Source organism: Paraburkholderia dilworthii, from assembly GCF_000472525.1.
Taxonomy (GTDB): Bacteria; Pseudomonadota; Gammaproteobacteria; order Burkholderiales; family Burkholderiaceae; genus Paraburkholderia; species Paraburkholderia dilworthii.
The window spans coordinates 91,381-109,887 of sequence record NZ_AWZT01000022.1 but is presented as its reverse complement, the minus strand read 5'-3'; the positions used below and the strand labels follow the sequence as shown (position 1 = coordinate 109,887).

Sequence of the window (18,507 nt, the reverse complement as noted above, 5' to 3'; positions counted from 1 at the left end):
GGCTGAGCAGGCTGAGCAGGCTGAGCAGGCTGAGCAGGCTGAGCAGGCTGAGCAGGCTGAGCAGGCTGAGCAGGCTGAGCAGGCTGAGCAGGCTGGGGAACTTGAGAAAAGCCTGAGCCTGAGCCTAGGCCTGACGCCGAGCTCGATATAAAAGCAAAAGCAGAGGCAAAAGCAAGCACAAGCAGACCATCAACGGTCAAACGCCAACTGACAGGCGACCAGCCGGCGAGGCGACCCGACCCGCGCGCCCAGCGCTGGACAGCAGCACCGCACCATCCGCCAAACCGCCAAACCGCCAAACCAACGATGCGCACGAACACACGGACAAAAACTATTGGATTTCTCTAGAGTTGATGGATCGTCGGCCAATGCCGGTCGACGAAGCCGCGCTGACTCGCAGCGCGGATCAACCACAAAAGGAAAAAACCACATGGGAACGTCCCTTTACAACGAAATATCGGCCACCGAGGACGGGCGCAGCACCGCCACACCGCAACCGTCCAGTGCGCCCTTGACACTCAAACACACGATCCACCCCGAGCAGATTCGCGACAATCTGCCGACGGGCCAGGGCGGTGTCGGCTTTCTTTTTCACGCTACAGACTGGGATACGCTTTCTTTCTCCTTTCACAACGTAAAAACCCGCAACGAGTCGTTCGAAGAAGAGCTTTGGCGCACCAGGCCGTTTATTGCATCGCCGATCTTTTCGGGCTCGCAGATGATCGGCGCGAACATCGCCTGCCCCGTCCCGCTCGAGCTTTGGCTCGGCAGCGCGCGCGGCATCAAGCGGTTTCGCGAGACCCAGTTCTTCCCCGCGCTCGAACTGGCGCGGCAGGCGGGTTTGAACATGGTCGCGATGGGCGCCTCTACGCCGTATGCGTGCAACTATGGTGCGCTGCCGCGGCAGACCAAGCCGCCGCATATCACGACCGGCCACGCGGCCACCGCCGCAATGCTGAAAGACTGGGCGACTCACTGCTGCAACGAACTCGATCTGGAGTTCGGCAACACGAAGCTCGCGCTCTTCGGCGCGGCGGGACGGCTCGGCACGACGGTCGCGAAGTACCTGCTCTACAAGGAAGCGCCGAAGGAACTCGTGCTGATCGACTTGCCGGACAAGATCAATCTGCTCGCGGACCAGGCACGCGATCTGATGGCGGCGGACCTGCTTGGACGCACCAGGGTCTCGGTCCACACCTTTAACCCCGAGACGGCGTTACCGCAGTTCGACGGCGCGATCCTGGCAAGCAGCACCAGCGTGCCCTATCTCACCGCCTCCGATCTCAAACGGGCCCGCTTCTGGATCGACGACTCCCACCCTCGCGCCGCGAGCGTGGAAGCGGAACTCGCGTCTCGCGGACATACGCTATATATTGAATGTTTCGCGCGCGGCCCGGCCGGCCTCGATTCCAGGTTCCCGTTCAGGCTGCCGAGCACGCGCGACTGCTATACCTGTTTCGCCGAGGGCTATGCCGCCTGGCAGGAAGGCATCGCTTCCGACTTCATCATCGGCAGCCCGCCCGTGTGGTCGGTCTCCTACACTCACGGCCTGTTGAAAAAGTACGGATTCTCGGTCGGACCTTTTCACGGAAAGGACGGCTCGGCGATCAATCTCGATCTGGGCGTGACGGCAAATATGAATTGACGGGGTCGTACATGTCACTGGAGGCCAGATGCTAATACCGCGCGAAAGCATGCACGACGTGCTGGAACGAAGCCGGTTTGCAATTCGATGGGGAGGCGTGCTCGGCCTCGTGTGCCACCCCATCTATTACCTCGTCTGGACTTACGTCCTGCCGCAGCCGTACGACAACCTGCCACTACGTTTGAGCGCGGCGCTCATCTGCATCCCGTTGATCTTTCAGGCGCGTTGGCCTGGACGGTTCAACCAGTACCTGCTGATCTACTGGCATGTCTGCCTGATCTACGTGCTGCCGTTCGTCTGCACGTTCCTCGCGATCCGGAATTCGTTCTCCACCATGTGGATGATGACCGAGGTCATGATGATCTTCATCATGGCCCTGTGCATCGACAACCCATTCCTGCTGATGGGCTGTATCGGCATCGGCATGTTGTCGGGCGGGCTGGCCGCCGTAGCCAGCTCGCCTGCTCCAATCGTACTAAGCACGGCGAATCAGTCGGACCTCGCGGTGCTGCCGGTCGTCGTATTGTGCAGCATGGCCTTCAGCCATGCGATCAGCAAGGGGCGCATCTTCGTCGAAAAGAACCGGGCGCTACAGGCGCTCGCCGGCTCGATCGCCCATGAAATGCGCAATCCGCTCAGCCAGTTGAAACACGTCCTGGATCGTGTGGAAGAGACGCTGCCCGCCCTCGCCGAACATGGCCGCGTACCCGCGCTGTCCGGTGCCAACGCGGCGCTGTTGTACCGGCATCTTGCGCACGGGCAGTTGTCGATCGAGCGCGGCTTGCGCGTGATTGCAATGACGCTCGATGAAGTCAGCGCCAAACAGATCCGCTCGGACTCTCTCACTTACCTGAGTGCCGCGGCGACCACGCGCAAGGCGCTCGACGAATACGGCTTCGCCGACAAGAAAGAGCGCAGCAAAGTCCGCCTCGCGGTGCTCGAAGATTTCACCTTCAAGGTCGATGAAACCGTCTACCTGTTCACTCTTTTCAATCTAATCAAGAACGCGCTGCATCACATTGCACCGCTTCCTTCGGCCACGCTGACGCTCACCGTCGACCGGCACAGCGTCACCGTTCGCGATACAGGCAGCGGCATCGCGCCGGAAATCCTGCCGCATCTGTTCGAGCCGTTTCGCACCGCGGGCAACTCGGCGGGCACGGGTCTCGGACTCGCCTACTGTCAGCGCGCGATGCGCGCTTTCGGCGGCAGCATCGCCTGCAAGTCGGAGCTTGGCAAGTTCACGCAATTCACGCTGCAATTTCCGCCCGTCACGGAAAATGAAGTGGCCGCGCACGAGCGCGCGATCGTCGAGCGCGCCACGGCCGTGCTCAACGGCAAACGCATCCTTCTCGCCGACGACGACGCCGCTCAGCGCACCCGCACCCGGCGCAGCTTGTCGAAGGTGGGTGCCGAGATAAGCGAAGCCGAAAACGGCGCCAACGCACTAGCGATCCTGCGCGGCGCGTCGCCTTACGACCTCGTGCTGATGGACGTCAACATGCCGATCCTCGACGGCTACTCGGCCACCGAGCAATTGCGCGCCGAGCGCGATCATCCCAACTGGAACGTGCTTGTCGCCGCCTACACGTCCGAGCCGGGCAACATCGCGCGCGTGCTGGCACGCCGGGCCGGCATGGACGACATGATCAGCAAGTCCTGTAGCGTGATGGACCTGTTCACGTCGCTGCAGGCGCTTTTCGAGAACGGCAACCGGCGCCATCTGAACCAGCGGTTCGACGATTTTTCCGGCAAGTCGATTCTCGTCGCCGACGACGACAATTACAGCCGGCTCGTCGCCAAGGCGTATCTGGAACGCTTCGGCGCGAGCGTCGTCGAGGCTGGATATGGGCAGGCGGTGCTGGACCGGCTCGACGAAGCTGTCGTGATCGACGCCATCGTGGTGGACATGAACATGCCGGGGATGGGCGGGTTGGAAACGGCTGCGGCAATTCGCGCGCGCACGGACGAGTACGCAAGCGTGCCGATTATCGCGTTGACGAGCCAGTCGGATATCGGCTCGGTGCGGGCCTGCATCAGCGCGGGCATGAACGAGGTGATGATCAAGCCGGTGCAGGTCGGCTCGCTCTATGCATGCCTGACGAGACAGTTCGCGCAGCAGCGCGGCGGAAGTGGCAGTGGCAGCGCGCCGGTCGAGGCGCAGCGCTTACCGCTATCGGCTAATGTGCCCGGCTCGCCCGGATCCTCGGGGTTGCCTGCGCAAGCGGCGGCGGCCGGCCCGAGCAACGGTTCCGCCGTGGTGCGCGAAAGCGATCTGCTCGATACTGCTCATCTTCGAGAACTCACGGCACTCGGTCTCGTCGACGAATCCTTCGCAAACGGCATCGAGCAGATCCGTGCACTGATCGCACAGCTTCGCGCGAACGTCGCGGAGGGCGACTTCGACGCCGCGCATGGCGCGCTGCATCGGCTGCTCGGCGCGAGCGGCAACGTCGGAGCGAAGGCGTTGCATCAGTTTGCGCGGCACATCTATCCACGCACGCTGGAAGGAGAATGGCCCGCGGAGCCGGACTGGCTCGACAGAATGGACGCGTTGGGCGAGCGTTCGGCGGATGCGCTGTATCGCTACGTCGCGTCGGCAAACGCGGGGCGAGACGAGCCGCAAACGCCGGGCGAGCCCACAAGCACGAGCACGAGCGCAACCACAAGGACGAACACGACCACAAGCGCGAACGGTATCGCGGTGCGCGAAAATTAGCGCTTTGCCTCAAGCGGCGTGACTGCCCGGTGCCGGTTCGCCCGCGCCGTCATGTACCCGGCCTCTGATGCCGGGAAAGCGCATCGTCACGGTCGTGCCCTCGCCGACCGTCGATTCGATCCGCAACCCGCCGCCGAACGACTGCATGATGCGGTTGCAAAAGATCATGCCCATGCCGTGACCGCCACGACCCGCATGGGTCGTGACGGGATCGAGCAGCAAGCGCGCCTTGATCTCCGGTGCGATACCGGGACCGTTGTCGTGCAGGCGGATTTCCGGCTCAGGCTCGCTGACCACCTCGATGCGCAGTGAAGGCGCCGCGCAACCGTCGAGCGCGCGCAACGCATTCGACATCAGCGAAGACAGCACGAGCGCCACGCAATTAGGCATCGCGTGGACGACAAAATCGCCTTGCATGTCGACGCCGATCCATTCGCGCTGCGAGCCGGCAAACGGATAGGAGTCGACGAGCGTGGCGATCAGGCGCGTCGCCCTGACTTCACGCATCGCGCCGCCAGTTGCCGACTGCCGCCCGCCGCTTTTATGCACCGTCGCCCAGAACGACGAGATCAGCGTCAGACAATACTGCGCGTTATTGAGCATCGACGTGGCCGCGGCGCCAATATCCTGTTGACGCTGCCGGTCGTATTCCTGCGCGACATCGTTTTCGATCGAGCGCGCAAAAAGCGATATGGCGGCAAGCGGCGTATTCAGTTCGTGAGCGAGGAACGCGAGCGTCTCGTCCATCGCGAGCAGCCGTTGCTGACGCGTTTCCCGCTCGGCGTAGCGCGCCACCGCGTGCTTCAGAACCTCGCGCACCGACTCCGTGCGAAGTGGCTTTTCGATAATGCGGAACAAGTCGCCCGTATTGAACGTTTGCAACAGCATGTTCTTGTCGGCGTAGGCAGTAACCAGAATGCGCACGATCTGCGGATACGCCTGCGCGACCTCGCGCAGCAAATGACCGCCATCGCGGCCAGGCATGCGGAAGTCGGTGACGAGCACGGCGATTTCAGGACCGAGCTCCTGAAGCAGCGCCATAGCTTCGTCGGCGCCTTGGGCGAGGTGCACGCGGTAATCGTCACGGACGGCGCGCGCAAAATGATTACGCGACATCTCGTCGTCGTCGACGAACAGGATGGAAAACGGCGCTTGTATCGTGTCACTCATCGTGTTTTCCGGCAGTTCCATGGCGGACCTCGACAGTCGGGGTTCGCGGGCATTCTACCGTTGCGCTACGGCCAATCAGAAGCCTTACACCCCTGAAGTGTCCGAAGCCACGAAGTCAATTCGACCGGAACCAGAATGCCATCGGCAATAAATCCATTACATATTACCAACGCTCCTACAAACATCGTCAATACAATAATTACATTAAACCGACATTTCGCTTCAATCGCGCATTCAGCACGATATTTGCTCCCAGGATTAATACCGATAAAGTTGCGCGGATTCCTGCAGCCGCTTAACGGTGAGCGTACACTCGCGCTCGAAGCCCATCCCACCGGGCGCAGTGGGCACTTGTGCCAAGAACGCGGGTTATTGGAGACCAGGAGAATATTCAATGAGCTGGACACGGGAGCAGAGAAACGTCACGATCGCCGCCTATCTCGGCTGGACACTCGACGCATTCGATTTCTTTCTGATGGTGTTCGTATTGAAAGATATCGCGGCGGAATTCAATACCAAAATCCCCGAAGTCACATTCGGCATTATGCTGACGCTGATGATGCGTCCGGTCGGCGCGCTGATTTTCGGCTGGCTCGCAGACCGCTATGGCCGTCGGCCTACGTTGATGGTCAACATCGCATGCTTCTCATTGCTCGAATTGCTGTCGGGCTTTTCGCCGAACCTCGCCACCTTGCTCGTACTGCGCGCGCTGTTCGGGATTGCAATGGGCGGCGAATGGGGCGTGGGCGGCGCCCTCACAATGGAAACCGTGCCGCCGAAATCGCGCGGCATCGTCTCCGGGTTGCTGCAAGCCGGCTATCCGAGCGGCTACCTGCTTGCCTCGGTCGTGTTCGGCGTGTTCTATCAGTACATCGGCTGGCGCGGCATGTTCTTTGTCGGCGTGCTGCCCGCGTTGCTCGTGTTGTACATTCGCGCGCACGTGCCGGAATCGCCGGCCTTCAAGACGCTCGAGAAACAGGCACGTCCCGGCCTCGTCGCGACATTGAAGCAGAACGTGAAGCTGTCGCTCTACGCGATCGTCCTGATGACGGCGTTCAACCTCTTCTCGCACGGATCGCAGGATCTGTACCCGACTTTCCTGCGCGTGCAGCATCAGTTCGGCGCCCATACGGTGTCCCTGATCACCATCACGTTGAACATCGGCGCGATCTGCGGCGGGCTCTTTTTCGGCATGTTGTCGGAGAAGATCGGACGCAAGCGCGCGATCTTCATCGCCGCGCTGATTGCACTGCCGGTGCTGCCGCTGTGGGCTTTTTCGAGCACTCCGGTACTGCTCGCGGTGGGCGCATTCCTGATGCAGATTTCCGTGCAAGGCGCGTGGGGTGTCATCCCGGTTCATCTGAACGAGATCTCGCCCGATGAAATCCGCGCGACCTTTCCTGGCCTCGTGTATCAGCTAGGCAATCTGATTGCGTCGGTAAACGGTCCGCTGCAAGCGAGCGCAGCCGAAGCGCACGGCAACAACTATGCGCTCGTGATGGCAGTCGTGATCGGCATCGTCGCCGTCGTGATCTGCGCGCTGATTCCGTTTAGCCGCGAGCGCCGCGGCATCGACATGACACAGTCGGCCCAACATGTCGGCGCCCATCCGCAAGGAACTCCGGTTGGAGGGCCGCTTTAAGCGTTCGTACCAAACAGCTATTTCGCCGCGCGGTTATCGGGCACAATAGACGAACAGGCGGCTCGAACCGCCACGGCACGCAGCCTGTGCCGCAGCACATAGCGCGCGAGCGCAGGCCAACCCGGTTACTCATTCATACGAGGCCGTTCCGATTCGTCGGAACGGCCTTTTTATTTGCGCGCGCGAAAACATGTGCGAGACGTGTGCAAAGCGCATGTGAAACGCGCATGCAAGACGTGAATGCAAGGCGCGCATGCAATCGCGATGTCTTCTAGAGGAGTTAATCGACAGCCAACCCTTGCTCAGATTCATCATCCTTCTTATCCTAAAAAAACGGCTGTTTCAAATACACATTTGAATCGCCTGTTTGCGGGCCGGGCGCCCGGCAACTGGAGACGCAACATGGCAGGTCGCACAACAAGCCGGCACGCCGGCGATACGAAGTCACGCATCCTCGACGCCGCTGAAACGCTCTTCATCGATTGCGGCTATGAGGCCATGTCGCTGCGCCAGATTACTTCGCGCGCCGAAGTCAATCTTGCAGCGGTCAACTATCACTTCGGCAGCAAGGAATCGCTGATTCACTCGATGCTGTCGCGCCGGCTCGACCGGCTCAACCAGGAGCGCGTGAAGCTGCTCGATCGCTTCGACCAGATGCTCGGCGAGCGTTTGACCTGCGAGCATGTGCTCGGCGCGATGTTTATTCCGGCGCTGCGGCTTTCGCGCGATCCACGCGTCGGCGGCAAGGCGTTCCTGCGTTTGCTCGGCCGCGCCTATACGGACCCGTCCGCGTTCATTCGCGACTTTCTGAATGGGCACTATGCGTCGGTGGCGGTGCGCTTTTTCGATGCGTTCCAGCGCGCGCTGCCGCATTTGCCGCGCGAGGAACTGGGCTGGCGGCTGCACTTTGCCATCGGCGCGCTGTCGGGCGTGCTCGCGGGCGCCGATACGGACAGCCTGATCTCCGAGTTCTCGCAAGGCAAGTCGATGAACGATCTGCAACTGATCGCACGCCTCGCGTCGCTGATGGTCGCCGCGCTGAAGGCGCCGCTGCCGGATGCGTCGCAACTGGCGATGTTCGCTGCCGTGCTCGGCGACGCAGACGATACAGGCGCGGGCAATGTTATCGACGGCAGCGGGCAGAGTGCGGGGGATGCGGCGGATAAAGCGCATGGCGATGGCGGCTCGGGCTCGCTAGCGTCGGCATCGGGGGCGGATTCAGCGTTTTCGTCGGGCACGTCTGCTTCGCCTGCTTCATCGGAATCTTCCGGCCTCGACGGCGAGCATCGCGGCGGCGCGCTCGAAGCCTGTTCGTTCCAGCGGGCGTTGTACGGCGCGACGTAAAAGCGGCACCCGCAACGACCGTTGCACAAGTGCAGGCGTTACGCCGAATACAGGCGAGCCGCTCGCGCACATCGATAAAAAACACGAACCGTCCACGCGCCGTGGATGCGTTCACGCGCACCATAGAAACAGGGAGGAAACGTCATGTCGTGGTTCATCCTGCTGCTGGTCGTCGGCGCTCTCGCACTCGTGTACGTTCAGGCGCGCGCGCTCTGGTGGCTTGCCTTCATGATCGTCTGGGTCGCGGCCGCACGCATGAGCGGAGCGGCGGGCGCGGCCGGAACTACGCTGCTTGCGATCGTACTTGTGCTCCCAGCCCTCGTGCTCGCGCTCAAGCCGTTGCGCCGCGCCTGGCTCGCAAGGCCGGTGCTCGACATGTTCCGCAAGATCCTGCCGGAGATGTCGCCGACCGAGCGCGACGCGATCGAAGCCGGCACTGTCTGGTGGGACGCTGAGCTCTTCTCCGGACGCCCGCATTGGGACAAGCTGCTCGGCTACGGCCCCGCGACATTGACGGCAGAAGAGCAGGCCTTCCTGGACAACGAATGCGAGCAGTTGTGCGATCTCGCGAACGACTGGGAAACCACGATGGTGTGGCAGGATCTTTCCCCGCAAGCGTGGCAGTTCGTGAAGGAGCGCGGCTTTCTCGGCATGATCATTCCGAAGCAGTACGGCGGCAAGCAGTTCTCCGCATACGCGCACTCGCAGGTCATCATGAAGCTGGCTACACGCTGCTCGGCCGCAGCCGTCTCGGTGATGGTGCCGAACTCGCTCGGCCCCGCCGAACTGCTGATGCACTACGGCACCGACGAGCAGAAGAACTACTATCTGCCGCGCCTCGCGCGCGGTGAAGAAATCCCCTGCTTCGCGCTGACGAGTCCGTACGCCGGCTCGGACGCCGCCGCGATTCCCGACGTCGGCATCGCGTGCAAGGGCATGTTCGAAGGCCGCGAGACGCTCGGTTTTCGCGTCACGTGGGACAAGCGCTACATCACGCTCGGGCCGATTGCGACCGTGCTCGGCCTTGCGTTTCGCGCGCTCGATCCCGAGCGTCTGCTCGGCGCGAGCGACGAACCCGGCATCACGTGTGCGCTGATTCCGACCGATCATCCTGGCGTGAACATCGGCCGCCGTCATTGGCCGCTCAACGCGGTGTTCCAGAACGGTCCGAACTCGGGCAAGGACGTCTTCATTCCGCTCGACTGGGTGATCGGCGGACGCGCTCAGGTCGGCAACGGCTGGCGCATGCTGATGGAATGTCTCGCGGCGGGCCGCGCGATTTCGCTGCCTTCGTCGAATGTGGGGATGGCCAAGATCGCCGTGCGCGGCACCGGCGCATACGCCGCAGTGCGCCGCCAGTTCCGCACGGCCGTCGGCAAATTCGAGGGCGTGCAGGAAGCGCTCGGCCGCATGGGCGGCAATCTGTATGTGATGGATGCCGCGCGTCGCCTGTCCGCGCATGCGGTGGATCTCGGCGAAAAGCCCTCGGTGATTTCGGCAATCGCCAAATACCACATTACCGAGCGCGCCCGCATGGTGATCAACGACGCAATGGACGTCGCCGCCGGCAAGGGCATTTGCATGGGACCGTCCAACTTTCTCGCGCGCGCCTATCAGCAGGTGCCGATTGCGATCACCGTGGAAGGCGCCAACATTCTCACGCGCTGCCTGATCATCTTCGGCCAGGGCGCGATTCGCTGCCATCCGTATGTGCTGAAGGAAATAAGCGCGACGCGCGAAGCGGACCGTGCCAAAGCGCTGCGCGATTTCGACGACGCATTCTTCGGCCACGTCGGCTTCACGCTTTCGAACGTGGTGCGAAGCTTCGTCTACGGCATGACCGGCGGCGCGTTCATTGCGAGGCCGCGCACCGCTCATGCGCCGCTTCACACGTACTATCGCGCGGCCACGCGGCTCGCCACCGTGTTCGCGCTGCTCGCGGATGTCTCCATGTTCGTGCTCGGCGGCGATCTGAAACGCCGCGAACGCATCTCGGCGCGTCTTGGCGATGTGCTCTCGCAGCTCTATCTGATCTCCGCGACGCTCAAGCGTTTCGAGGACGAAGGCCGTCAGGAAGACGATCTGCCGCTCGTTCGCTGGGGCGTCGAAGATTCGCTGTACCGCGCGCAACATGCGCTCGACGGCGTGCTCGCGAACTATCCGAACCGCGTTGCCGCCGGTCTCGTGCGCGGGCTCGCGTTCCCGTTCGGGTTGCCGCACCGCGAACCGTCCGACCTCCTTGGCGGGAAGATCGCCGAACTGATGCAGACGCCCGGCGCGGCGCGTAACCGGCTCGTATCGGACTCATACGTGCCGCACCCGGACGTCGATGCGCTCGGCTGTGGCGAACTCGTGTTCGAACTGAATCCGCGCTTCGCGCAGATCGAGCAGAAGCTGCGCGATGCGGTGAAAGAGCGGCGCCTCGAACCGATGCCGCAAAGCCTCCCCCAACTCGCCGCATGGGCCGACGCCGCACTGCAACAAGACCTGATCGATACCGACGAGCGGCACGTGCTCGACGATTACGCGCGCTATGCCGCACAAGTCGTAAAGGTCGACGACTTCCCCGCCGACTTCGGCATGCTCGTCAATCTGCAACAACGCAAGGACGCGCTCGAAAACGTCATGGAGGCAGCGCTGTGATTCCAATGGATGCTCATGCAATCGCATGAAAAAACCTCGCTGCGAGGCACGCCGATGCACCAAACTCAGTGCACACTGACAGACGTGCGGGCGCGTCCAGCGGAGCAACGAACAATATGAACGACTCTTACCTGAACTTCGTCAATTCGCCGTTCGGCGCGCGCATTGCGCGTTCGCTGGGGCTGCCGAAACCCGAAGTGCTGCGCCGCTATCGCGCCGACGAGCCCGAGTTCGGCGGACTGATCGCGATTGGCGCCGGGCGCGAGCCGCATCTGCTCGATTCGCTCGCGGACCTGGTGGTGAGCATCGGCGTGACGAGCGTCGCGCACGAAAGCGCCGGATTGTGGATGCCGCTCGCGCATCGCCACGGTCTCATGACAGGGCGCTTCGAACCCGCGGATTCCGGCTCGGCCACGCGTCTTGCCGCATTGATCTTCGACGCGAGCGGTATCGACGACAGCAGCCTGATGGAACCGCTGCACGCGTTCTTTCACGACACGCTGCGCTCGCTTCGGCAACGCGGGCGCATTATCGTGTTGGGCCGGCCGCCCGAAGCGTGCGCGAGTCCGCGTCAATGGACCGCGCAACGCGCGCTGGAAGGTCTCACGCGTTCGCTCGGCAAGGAAGCACGGCGCGGCATCATCGCGAACCTGCTGTATGTCGGCGAAGGCGCCGAGCATTGCATCGAAGCCACGCTGCGCTTTTTCCTGTCGCCGCGTTCGGCTTATGTGTCCGGTCAGGTCGTGCGGATCGCCGCCGATGGTTCGTACTCCCGCACGGCGCGCGCAGCGCAGACTGACGCCACCGCGTCGCCCTTCGACTGGAAGCAGCCGCTCGCGGGCAAGCGCGCGGTCGTGACGGGTGCGGCGCGCGGCATCGGCGCGGCCATCGCCAGCGTGCTTGCGGCGCAAGGCGCGCATGTGATCGGCATCGACATTCCGGCCGCGCGCGACGCGCTTGACGCCACCATGCACCAGTTGAACGGCACGGCGCTCGCGTTCGATATCGCCGCACCCGAAGCGCCCGCGCAGATCGCCGCCGCGCTCGACGAGCACGGCGTAGACATCGTCGTGCACAACGCCGGCATCACGAAAGACAAAACCATTGCGAAGATGACCGGCGCAGCCTGGCAAAGCGTGATCGACATCAACCTGTGCGCGCAGGAGCGCATCGACGACGCGCTGCTCGCGGCGGGCATTCTGCGCGACGGCGGGCGCATCGTCGGCGTGTCGTCGATCAGCGGCATTGCGGGCAATCTCGGCCAGACCAATTACGCGACCTCGAAAGCCGGGGTGATCGGCCGCGTGCAAAGCATGGCGCCGCTCTTGCGCCCCCGCGGCATCACGATCAACGCGGTCGCGCCAGGCTTCATCGAAACGCAGATGACCGCGAAGATGCCGCTGACCCTTCGCGAAGCCGGTCGCCGCATGAATTCGCTGAGTCAGGGCGGCCTGCCGGTCGACGTCGCGCAGACTATCGCGTGGCTCGCACATCCGGGGTCGGCCGGCATCAGCGGCCAGGTCGTGCGCGTGTGCGGACAAAGCCTGATCGGAGCATGAGCATGGATGAACCCGGTGATCCGTTCGGCGGGCACCATGCATCGAAGCTCGCGCCACATGATGCAGTGCGGCCGAGGACCGTCGTCGTCGAAACCTTGCCGACACCGGCGAAGCTCTATGCGCGCGCGTTGTCGGGCATCGTCAAACGCGGACGCCCCACGCAGCTGCCCGCGTTGCGCCTCGTGCGCCCCGCTGTCGCGCTCGATCCAGGGCCGGCATGGCGCTATTCGCGCGTGTGCGGCTTCATTCCCGAGCATGGCGTGCCGCTTACGTATCCGCATCTGTTGGCGTTTCCATTGCATCTGCTGATGCTGACGGACCCGGCGTTTCCGTGGCCCGCGGTCGGTCTGCTGCATCTGGCCAATCACGTGCGCCTGCGCCGGCCGCTCGCGTATAAGGATCTGCTGCGCGTCGAAGTGGAATTCGGCGCACTGCTGCGTCACGACAAAGGTCAGGCGTTCCTGCTGCATACGCGCATCTACCGGCGCGGCGAAGCGGTGTGGGACGGCGACAGCGTCTATCTGAAACGCGGCGTGGCGGCGAGCGGCGGACAGCTCGATCCGCTTCAGGTCGATACCGCGGCGTTGCAACGCATCGCGCGCTGGCAACTGGCGCCGCAACTCGGCCGCGATTACGCGAGCGTGTCGGGCGACTACAACCCGATCCATCTGAGCGCGCTCTCTGCGAAGGCATTCGGTTTTCCGCGCGCGATATCGCACGGCATGTGGACGCTCGCGCGCGCGGCATCGTCATTGCAACCGCCCAAACCGCTTGCCGAAGCGACGCTCAGCGCCGAATTCAAGCTGCCGATGCTGCTGCCTGGCGAAGCGTCGTTGTGGAGCGCGTCGTCTTCGTTGATCGAACGCGATATCGAGGTGCGCGACATCGCCGGAGAAAAACCGCATTTGCGCGGCCGCATGCAATGGAGATTGCAATGAACCGCGAGCATGTTTTTACCGATAGCGGTACTCGCGTTTATGCCCGCAAGTCCTCTAAACAGACAACATGCTGAAGGAGCCAGGCATGCCCTACCCGCTGCCACCCGTGCGCCGCGTCGCGATTATCGGCGGCAACCGGATTCCGTTTGCCCGCTCGAACACCGCGTATGCAACCGCGTCGAATCAGGACATGCTGACGTTCACGCTGCAAGGACTGATCGACCGCTATGGCCTGCACGGCGAACGTCTCGGCGAAGTCGCGGCGGGCGCCGTCATTAAGCATTCGCGCGACTTCAATCTGACGCGCGAATCCGTGCTGTCCACCACACTCGCGAAGGAAACACCCGCGTACGATGTTCAACAGGCCTGCGGTACGGGGCTCGAAGCAACGATACTCGTCGCCAACAAGATCGCGTTGGGGCAGATCGAGGTCGGCATCGCGGGCGGTGTCGATACGACATCGGATGCGCCGATTGGCGTGAACGAAAAGATGCGCAAGATTCTGCTAGAAGCGAATCGCGGCAGGAGTGCGGGCCAGCGCGTCGGCGCGCTTGCGAAGCTGCGGCCGGGCATGTTCTTCAAGCCGCTCCTTCCGCGCAACGGCGAGCCGCGTACGGGTCTTTCGATGGGCGAGCATTGCGAACTGATGGCCAAGCGCTGGAATATCTCGCGAGAAGCGCAGGACGTGCTTGCGTACGAGAGCCACCGCAAGCTGGAGCAAGCTTACGCGCGCGGCTTCGTCAACGATCTGATGACGCCGTATCGCGGACTCGCGCGCGACAACAATCTGCGCTCGGACCTCACGCTCGACAAGCTCGCCGCGCTGAAGCCCGCCTTCGACCGTGACGCCGGCACGCTGAGCGCGGGCAATTCGACGCCGCTCACCGACGGCGCGTCCGCCGTGCTGCTCGCGAGTGAGGAATGGGCCGCGCGGCGCGGGCTGCCGGTGCTCGCGTATCTGAGCTGGTCGGAAACCGCGGCGGTCGACTTTTTCGACAAGAAAGAAGGTCTGCTGATGGCGCCTGTTTACGCAGTGCCGCGGATGCTGGCACGAGCCGGACTCAGGTTGCAGGACTTCGATTTCTACGAGATTCACGAAGCGTTCGCGGCGCAGGTGTTGTGCACGCTCGCGGCGTGGCAGGATGACGAATACTGCCGCACGCAGCTCGGCCTCGACGGCCCGCTCGGCTCGATCGACAGCGCGAAACTCAACGTGAACGGCGGCTCGCTGGCGACCGGCCATCCGTTCGCGGCGACGGGCGGGCGCATCGTCGCAGGCCTTGCAAAGATGCTCGTGCAGCTCGACAAGCCGGCGGGCACCGCCCGCGGACTGATTTCGATCTGCGCGGCGGGCGGCCAGGGCGTGGTGGCGATAGTCGAGCGCTGAACGTCGCGGCAGCATGCAGCGATGGCAAGCAACGCCCGGAAACATGCAGCAAGATGCTGGACCGCTGAGGGCCAGCACAAAACAGTTGAAGCCACGGCTTCAGGAGACGACCGATGACCCAGCCCACTCAAGCCTCGCCCTCGCCTGCCGCTGCGAATCAGGCAACCGGGGCCGCTCATGCGGACGAGGCGGCAGTTTCTCAGGCGACGCACGGCGCAACCGAACGCTCCGATCAAGCGCCCAACACCGACGGCATCTGGTACGCGTCGTACCCCGCCGACGTGCCGCATGAAATCGACGTCGACAAATATGAGTCCGTCGTACAGTTCTTCGACGAATGCATCGCACAGTTCCGCGAGCGCGTTGCGTACGTGAGCGTCGGCGCGAGCATGACCTACGGCGAACTCGGCCGCAAGGCGACCGCATTCGCCGCATATCTGCAAGGCATCGGCGTGAAGCCGGGCGAGCGCGTCGCGATCATGCTGCCGAATACGTTTCAGTATCCGGTGTCGCTCTTTGGCGTACTCAAAGCCGGCTCCGTGGTGGTCAACGTGAATCCGCTTTATACGGTGCGCGAACTCGCGCATCAATTGAAGGACAGCGGCGCACAGACCATCATCGTGTTCGAGAACTTTGCGAAGACGGTGCAGGACGCGCTGCCGGGCACCAAGGTGCAGAACGTGATCGTGACCGGACTCGGCGACCTGCTCGCCGACGGCCTCAATCTCAAGGGACGTCTGCTCAATTTCATGCTGCGCCACGTGAAGAAGATGGTGCCCGCGTATGACCTCCCGAACGCCGTGCCGTTACTGGAAGCGCTCGCCATCGGATATACGCGGCCGCTCGCACTTGTTCGGCCGACGCATCATGACATTGCGTTTCTTCAGTACACCGGCGGAACAACCGGCGTCGCGAAGGGCGCGATGCTCACGCACCGGAACATCATCGCCAATCTGCTACAGGCGAAGGCGTGGGCCGAAGGTCAGTTGAGCGGCGAGGTCGAAACGGTACTCACGCCGTTGCCGCTCTATCACATCTACTCGCTGACGGTGAACGCGCTGATCTTCATGGGCCTCGGCGGGCGCAATATCCTGATCGCGAATCCGCGCGACATGAAGCGTGTAATGATGATCATCCGCCACGAAAAATTCACCGGCATGACGGCGGTGAACACGCTATACAACGCGTTTCTCGAGAACGAGGAATTCCGCAAGCGCGACTTCTCCAACCTGAAGCTCGCGATGGCGGGCGGCATGGCGACCCAACGGTCGGTGGCCGAGCGCTTCAAGGCGGTCACGGGCAAGCCGATTATCGAAGGCTACGGCTTGACCGAATGCTCGCCGATCGTGTCGATGAATCCCGTCGACATCTCGAACTTGCGCGATTTCGAAGGCTCCATCGGTCTGCCCGCGCCCTCCACGCAGGTCCGCTTCAGGAAAGACGACGGCAGCTGGGCGAACATCGGCGAAGCGGGCGAGTTGTGCGTGAAAGGGCCGCAGGTCATGAAGGGCTACTGGAACCGGCCGGAAGAAACGGCGAAGGTGATTGACGACGAAGGGTGGCTTGCCACCGGCGACATCGGCGTGATGGATTCGCGCGGCTTCATCCGCCTCATCGACCGGAAGAAGGACATGATTCTCGTGTCGGGCTTTAACGTCTATCCGAACGAGATCGAGGACGTGATCGCGGCGCACCCCGACGTGCGCGAGGTGGCGGCAATCGGCGTGCCCGACGACGCGCAGGGCGAACGCGTGAAGGTGTTTGTCGTGAAGCGCAATCCGTCTTTGACCGCCGAGCAGGTGATCGCGCATTGCCGCAAGAATCTCACAGGGTACAAGGTGCCGAAGGTCGTCGAGTTCCGCGACGAACTGCCGCAAACGAACGTCGGCAAGATTCTGCGCCGCGCGCTACGTGACGAGGAACTCGCGAAGCAAAAGACTGCCTGACAGGCAAGGCGCTTGCATGATGTCTTGCGCCACCCTTTCGGAGAGTTCGATGACGCACCGCCTGTTCGCACGTCTGCGCATTGTCCGTTTCATGCAGAACGATGCTGGCGCTAACGCCTGCGGCACGGCGTCAGCGCGCGCGGCGCTTCGCAACGCGCCGCACACGTTGCGCTTTGACACGTTGCGCTTTCGCACACTGTTGCTCGGCGCGCTGATGGCCGGCGCGGCGAGCTTGGCGGCAGCGCCCGCATTCGCGCAAAACGACGACAAGCCGCCGCCGCTCGAAACCGCGAGCGCCGTCAAGGCGCCTTCCACGCCGGCGTCGCAGGTCGGCAAACTGACGCTGGATCAGCAGGTCAAATGGCTGCGCGCCGCGCAACAGAGCGGTGCGCTCGAAGCGCTCGACGACGAGCAACTTGTCGCGCTCTTCAAGTCGCTCGATCCGCTCGCGCTGCCGCGCTATATCAAGGAAGGGCCGAACGGCTACGCGTCGTATGAATTCACGATGTCGCGGTCGGAACGCATTCGCGGCAAGTGGCCCGACAAGCCGGACCATATGCTCGTGCGGGTCGCGCACGACCCGCTGCGCATCTACGCGAAGTGGCTGCCCGACGGCGCGCATGCAGGCCAGGAAATCATCTATGACGAGTCCAAACGCACGGACGAAATGTACGGACACCTGGGCGGCATCATGAACGTGATGCCGTTATGGACGTCTCTGAACGGAGCCCTCGCCCGCTCCCAATCTAATCATGACGTGCGCGATCTCGGCACCGAATATATTGCCGGGCAATATCTCGCCGAGGGCAAGAAATATATCGAGGCCGGCTTGCCGCGCTCCACGCAGATCGAAGTGAATACGATCGACGGCGTGCGCATAGTCGCGTTCACATTCGAGACGCCAACGGGCCAGCCGCAGTTCTATGCGAAGAAAGAAACGCTTGGGCTCGATTTGCGGCACCCGTATTTCCGCACGGTCGAGTCTTATGACAACGATGGGCGCATCTTCGAGAAGATCGTGTTCGAAACGATCACGCCGAAAAATTTCGACGATTCGACTTTCGATGCGAAAAACAAGGCTTATAAATTCTAGCGCGGGGCGAATACAAAGCTCACGTGAGCGGACTGAGTGTTTCGCTCGTGACTGTGCTCATGGCTGTGCTCAATGCGATGCGTCGCACGCGTGGCGAGTTCCTTGAGCACGAAATAGTCGGATGCACGCGTCACGCCTATTAGCCACGGCGCGGTGTTTTCGTTTGCCGACGCACCGAACTTCGGCGCAAGCTTCGTGTGCCAGAGCAAGCCGACATCGTCGCCGGTTTCGAATATCGGCAATTTAATTGCGGCGGCGTAGCGGGCAAACGCAGCACTGAACGCGAGCGTGGAATCGGCAATCGCAAATGTGGCGCCACGCGCCGCAGCGTGCGCAAGTGAGAGCCACGCCGAGCCCGCCGCGGTGGAAAACCATGCACTCGTCATCATGAAGGTGCGCCGGTCCATGCGTTGATCCGCCT

General features: G+C 62.8%; 12 protein-coding genes. 10 read left to right on the top strand and 2 right to left on the bottom strand.

The features are described 5' to 3' along the window. Positions 1 to 430: 430 nt before the first annotated feature. Positions 431 to 1,645, top strand: a complete 1,215-nt coding sequence (locus tag F759_RS0119780; protein WP_027801411.1) for a hypothetical protein — start codon at positions 431 to 433, stop codon at positions 1,643 to 1,645. A gap of 28 nt (positions 1,646 to 1,673) precedes the next feature. Beyond that, positions 1,674 to 4,364, top strand: a complete 2,691-nt coding sequence (locus F759_RS0119775; RefSeq protein WP_027801410.1) for an ATP-binding response regulator — start codon at positions 1,674 to 1,676, stop codon at positions 4,362 to 4,364. Between the two features lie 9 nt (positions 4,365 to 4,373). On the opposite strand, the gene F759_RS0119770 is transcribed toward F759_RS0119775, so the two are convergent. Beyond that, entirely contained in the window at positions 4,374 to 5,534 is a 1,161-nt protein-coding gene (locus F759_RS0119770) for a hybrid sensor histidine kinase/response regulator (RefSeq protein WP_027801409.1), read from the bottom strand. Between the two features lie 394 nt (positions 5,535 to 5,928). On the opposite strand from F759_RS0119770, the gene F759_RS0119765 reads away from it, so the two are divergent. The 8 genes from F759_RS0119765 (at position 5,929) to F759_RS0119730 (ending at position 18,086) form a co-directional block, all read left to right on the top strand. Next, positions 5,929 to 7,176 (top strand): MFS transporter, encoded by a 1,248-nt coding sequence (locus tag F759_RS0119765; protein WP_027801408.1) that lies wholly within the window; start codon positions 5,929 to 5,931, stop codon positions 7,174 to 7,176. 402 nt (positions 7,177 to 7,578) lie between these two features. Further along, entirely contained in the window at positions 7,579 to 8,520 is a 942-nt protein-coding gene (locus F759_RS0119760) for a TetR/AcrR family transcriptional regulator (RefSeq protein WP_027801407.1), read from the top strand. Between the two features lie 144 nt (positions 8,521 to 8,664). Further along, positions 8,665 to 11,163, top strand: coding sequence for an acyl-CoA dehydrogenase (locus F759_RS0119755; protein WP_027801406.1), 2,499 nt, complete (start codon positions 8,665 to 8,667; stop codon positions 11,161 to 11,163). Between the two features lie 116 nt (positions 11,164 to 11,279). After that, positions 11,280 to 12,722: a 3-oxoacyl-ACP reductase gene (locus F759_RS0119750; protein WP_027801405.1), complete on the top strand. Its 1,443-nt coding sequence runs from the start codon at positions 11,280 to 11,282 to the stop codon at positions 12,720 to 12,722. Between the two features lie 2 nt (positions 12,723 to 12,724). Further along, positions 12,725 to 13,660 (top strand): MaoC/PaaZ C-terminal domain-containing protein, encoded by a 936-nt coding sequence (locus F759_RS0119745; RefSeq protein ID WP_027801404.1) that lies wholly within the window; start codon positions 12,725 to 12,727, stop codon positions 13,658 to 13,660. 85 nt (positions 13,661 to 13,745) lie between these two features. Continuing rightward, positions 13,746 to 15,047, top strand: coding sequence for an acetyl-CoA C-acetyltransferase (locus tag F759_RS0119740; RefSeq protein ID WP_027801403.1), 1,302 nt, complete (start codon positions 13,746 to 13,748; stop codon positions 15,045 to 15,047). 113 nt (positions 15,048 to 15,160) lie between these two features. Then, positions 15,161 to 16,993, top strand: a complete 1,833-nt coding sequence (locus F759_RS0119735) for an AMP-binding protein (protein ID WP_027801402.1) — start codon at positions 15,161 to 15,163, stop codon at positions 16,991 to 16,993. A 49-nt stretch (positions 16,994 to 17,042) separates the two neighbouring features. Then, positions 17,043 to 18,086, top strand: a complete 1,044-nt coding sequence (locus F759_RS0119730) for a DUF1571 domain-containing protein (RefSeq protein ID WP_027801401.1) — start codon at positions 17,043 to 17,045, stop codon at positions 18,084 to 18,086. On the opposite strand, the gene F759_RS0119725 is transcribed toward F759_RS0119730, so the two are convergent. Further along, positions 18,083 to 18,493 (bottom strand): hypothetical protein, encoded by a 411-nt coding sequence (locus F759_RS0119725; RefSeq protein WP_027801400.1) that lies wholly within the window; start codon positions 18,491 to 18,493, stop codon positions 18,083 to 18,085. The genes F759_RS0119730 and F759_RS0119725 overlap by 4 nt on opposite strands. Positions 18,494 to 18,507: the final 14 nt, after the last annotated feature.

What these genes read in the sequence shown, in the direction of transcription:
- F759_RS0119780 (WP_027801411.1), top strand. Translation starts at nt 431, where the DNA reads ATGGGAACGTCCCTTTACAACGAAATATCGGCCACCGAGGACGGGCGC.
- F759_RS0119775 (WP_027801410.1), top strand. Translation starts at nt 1,674, where the DNA reads ATGCTAATACCGCGCGAAAGCATGCACGACGTGCTGGAACGAAGCCGG.
- F759_RS0119770 (WP_027801409.1), bottom strand. Translation starts at nt 5,534, where the DNA reads ATGAGTGACACGATACAAGCGCCGTTTTCCATCCTGTTCGTCGACGAC.
- F759_RS0119765 (WP_027801408.1), top strand. Translation starts at nt 5,929, where the DNA reads ATGAGCTGGACACGGGAGCAGAGAAACGTCACGATCGCCGCCTATCTC.
- F759_RS0119760 (WP_027801407.1), top strand. Translation starts at nt 7,579, where the DNA reads ATGGCAGGTCGCACAACAAGCCGGCACGCCGGCGATACGAAGTCACGC.
- F759_RS0119755 (WP_027801406.1), top strand. Translation starts at nt 8,665, where the DNA reads ATGTCGTGGTTCATCCTGCTGCTGGTCGTCGGCGCTCTCGCACTCGTG.
- F759_RS0119750 (WP_027801405.1), top strand. Translation starts at nt 11,280, where the DNA reads ATGAACGACTCTTACCTGAACTTCGTCAATTCGCCGTTCGGCGCGCGC.
- F759_RS0119745 (WP_027801404.1), top strand. Translation starts at nt 12,725, where the DNA reads ATGGATGAACCCGGTGATCCGTTCGGCGGGCACCATGCATCGAAGCTC.
- F759_RS0119740 (WP_027801403.1), top strand. Translation starts at nt 13,746, where the DNA reads ATGCCCTACCCGCTGCCACCCGTGCGCCGCGTCGCGATTATCGGCGGC.
- F759_RS0119735 (WP_027801402.1), top strand. Translation starts at nt 15,161, where the DNA reads ATGACCCAGCCCACTCAAGCCTCGCCCTCGCCTGCCGCTGCGAATCAG.
- F759_RS0119730 (WP_027801401.1), top strand. Translation starts at nt 17,043, where the DNA reads ATGACGCACCGCCTGTTCGCACGTCTGCGCATTGTCCGTTTCATGCAG.
- F759_RS0119725 (WP_027801400.1), bottom strand. Translation starts at nt 18,493, where the DNA reads ATGGACCGGCGCACCTTCATGATGACGAGTGCATGGTTTTCCACCGCG.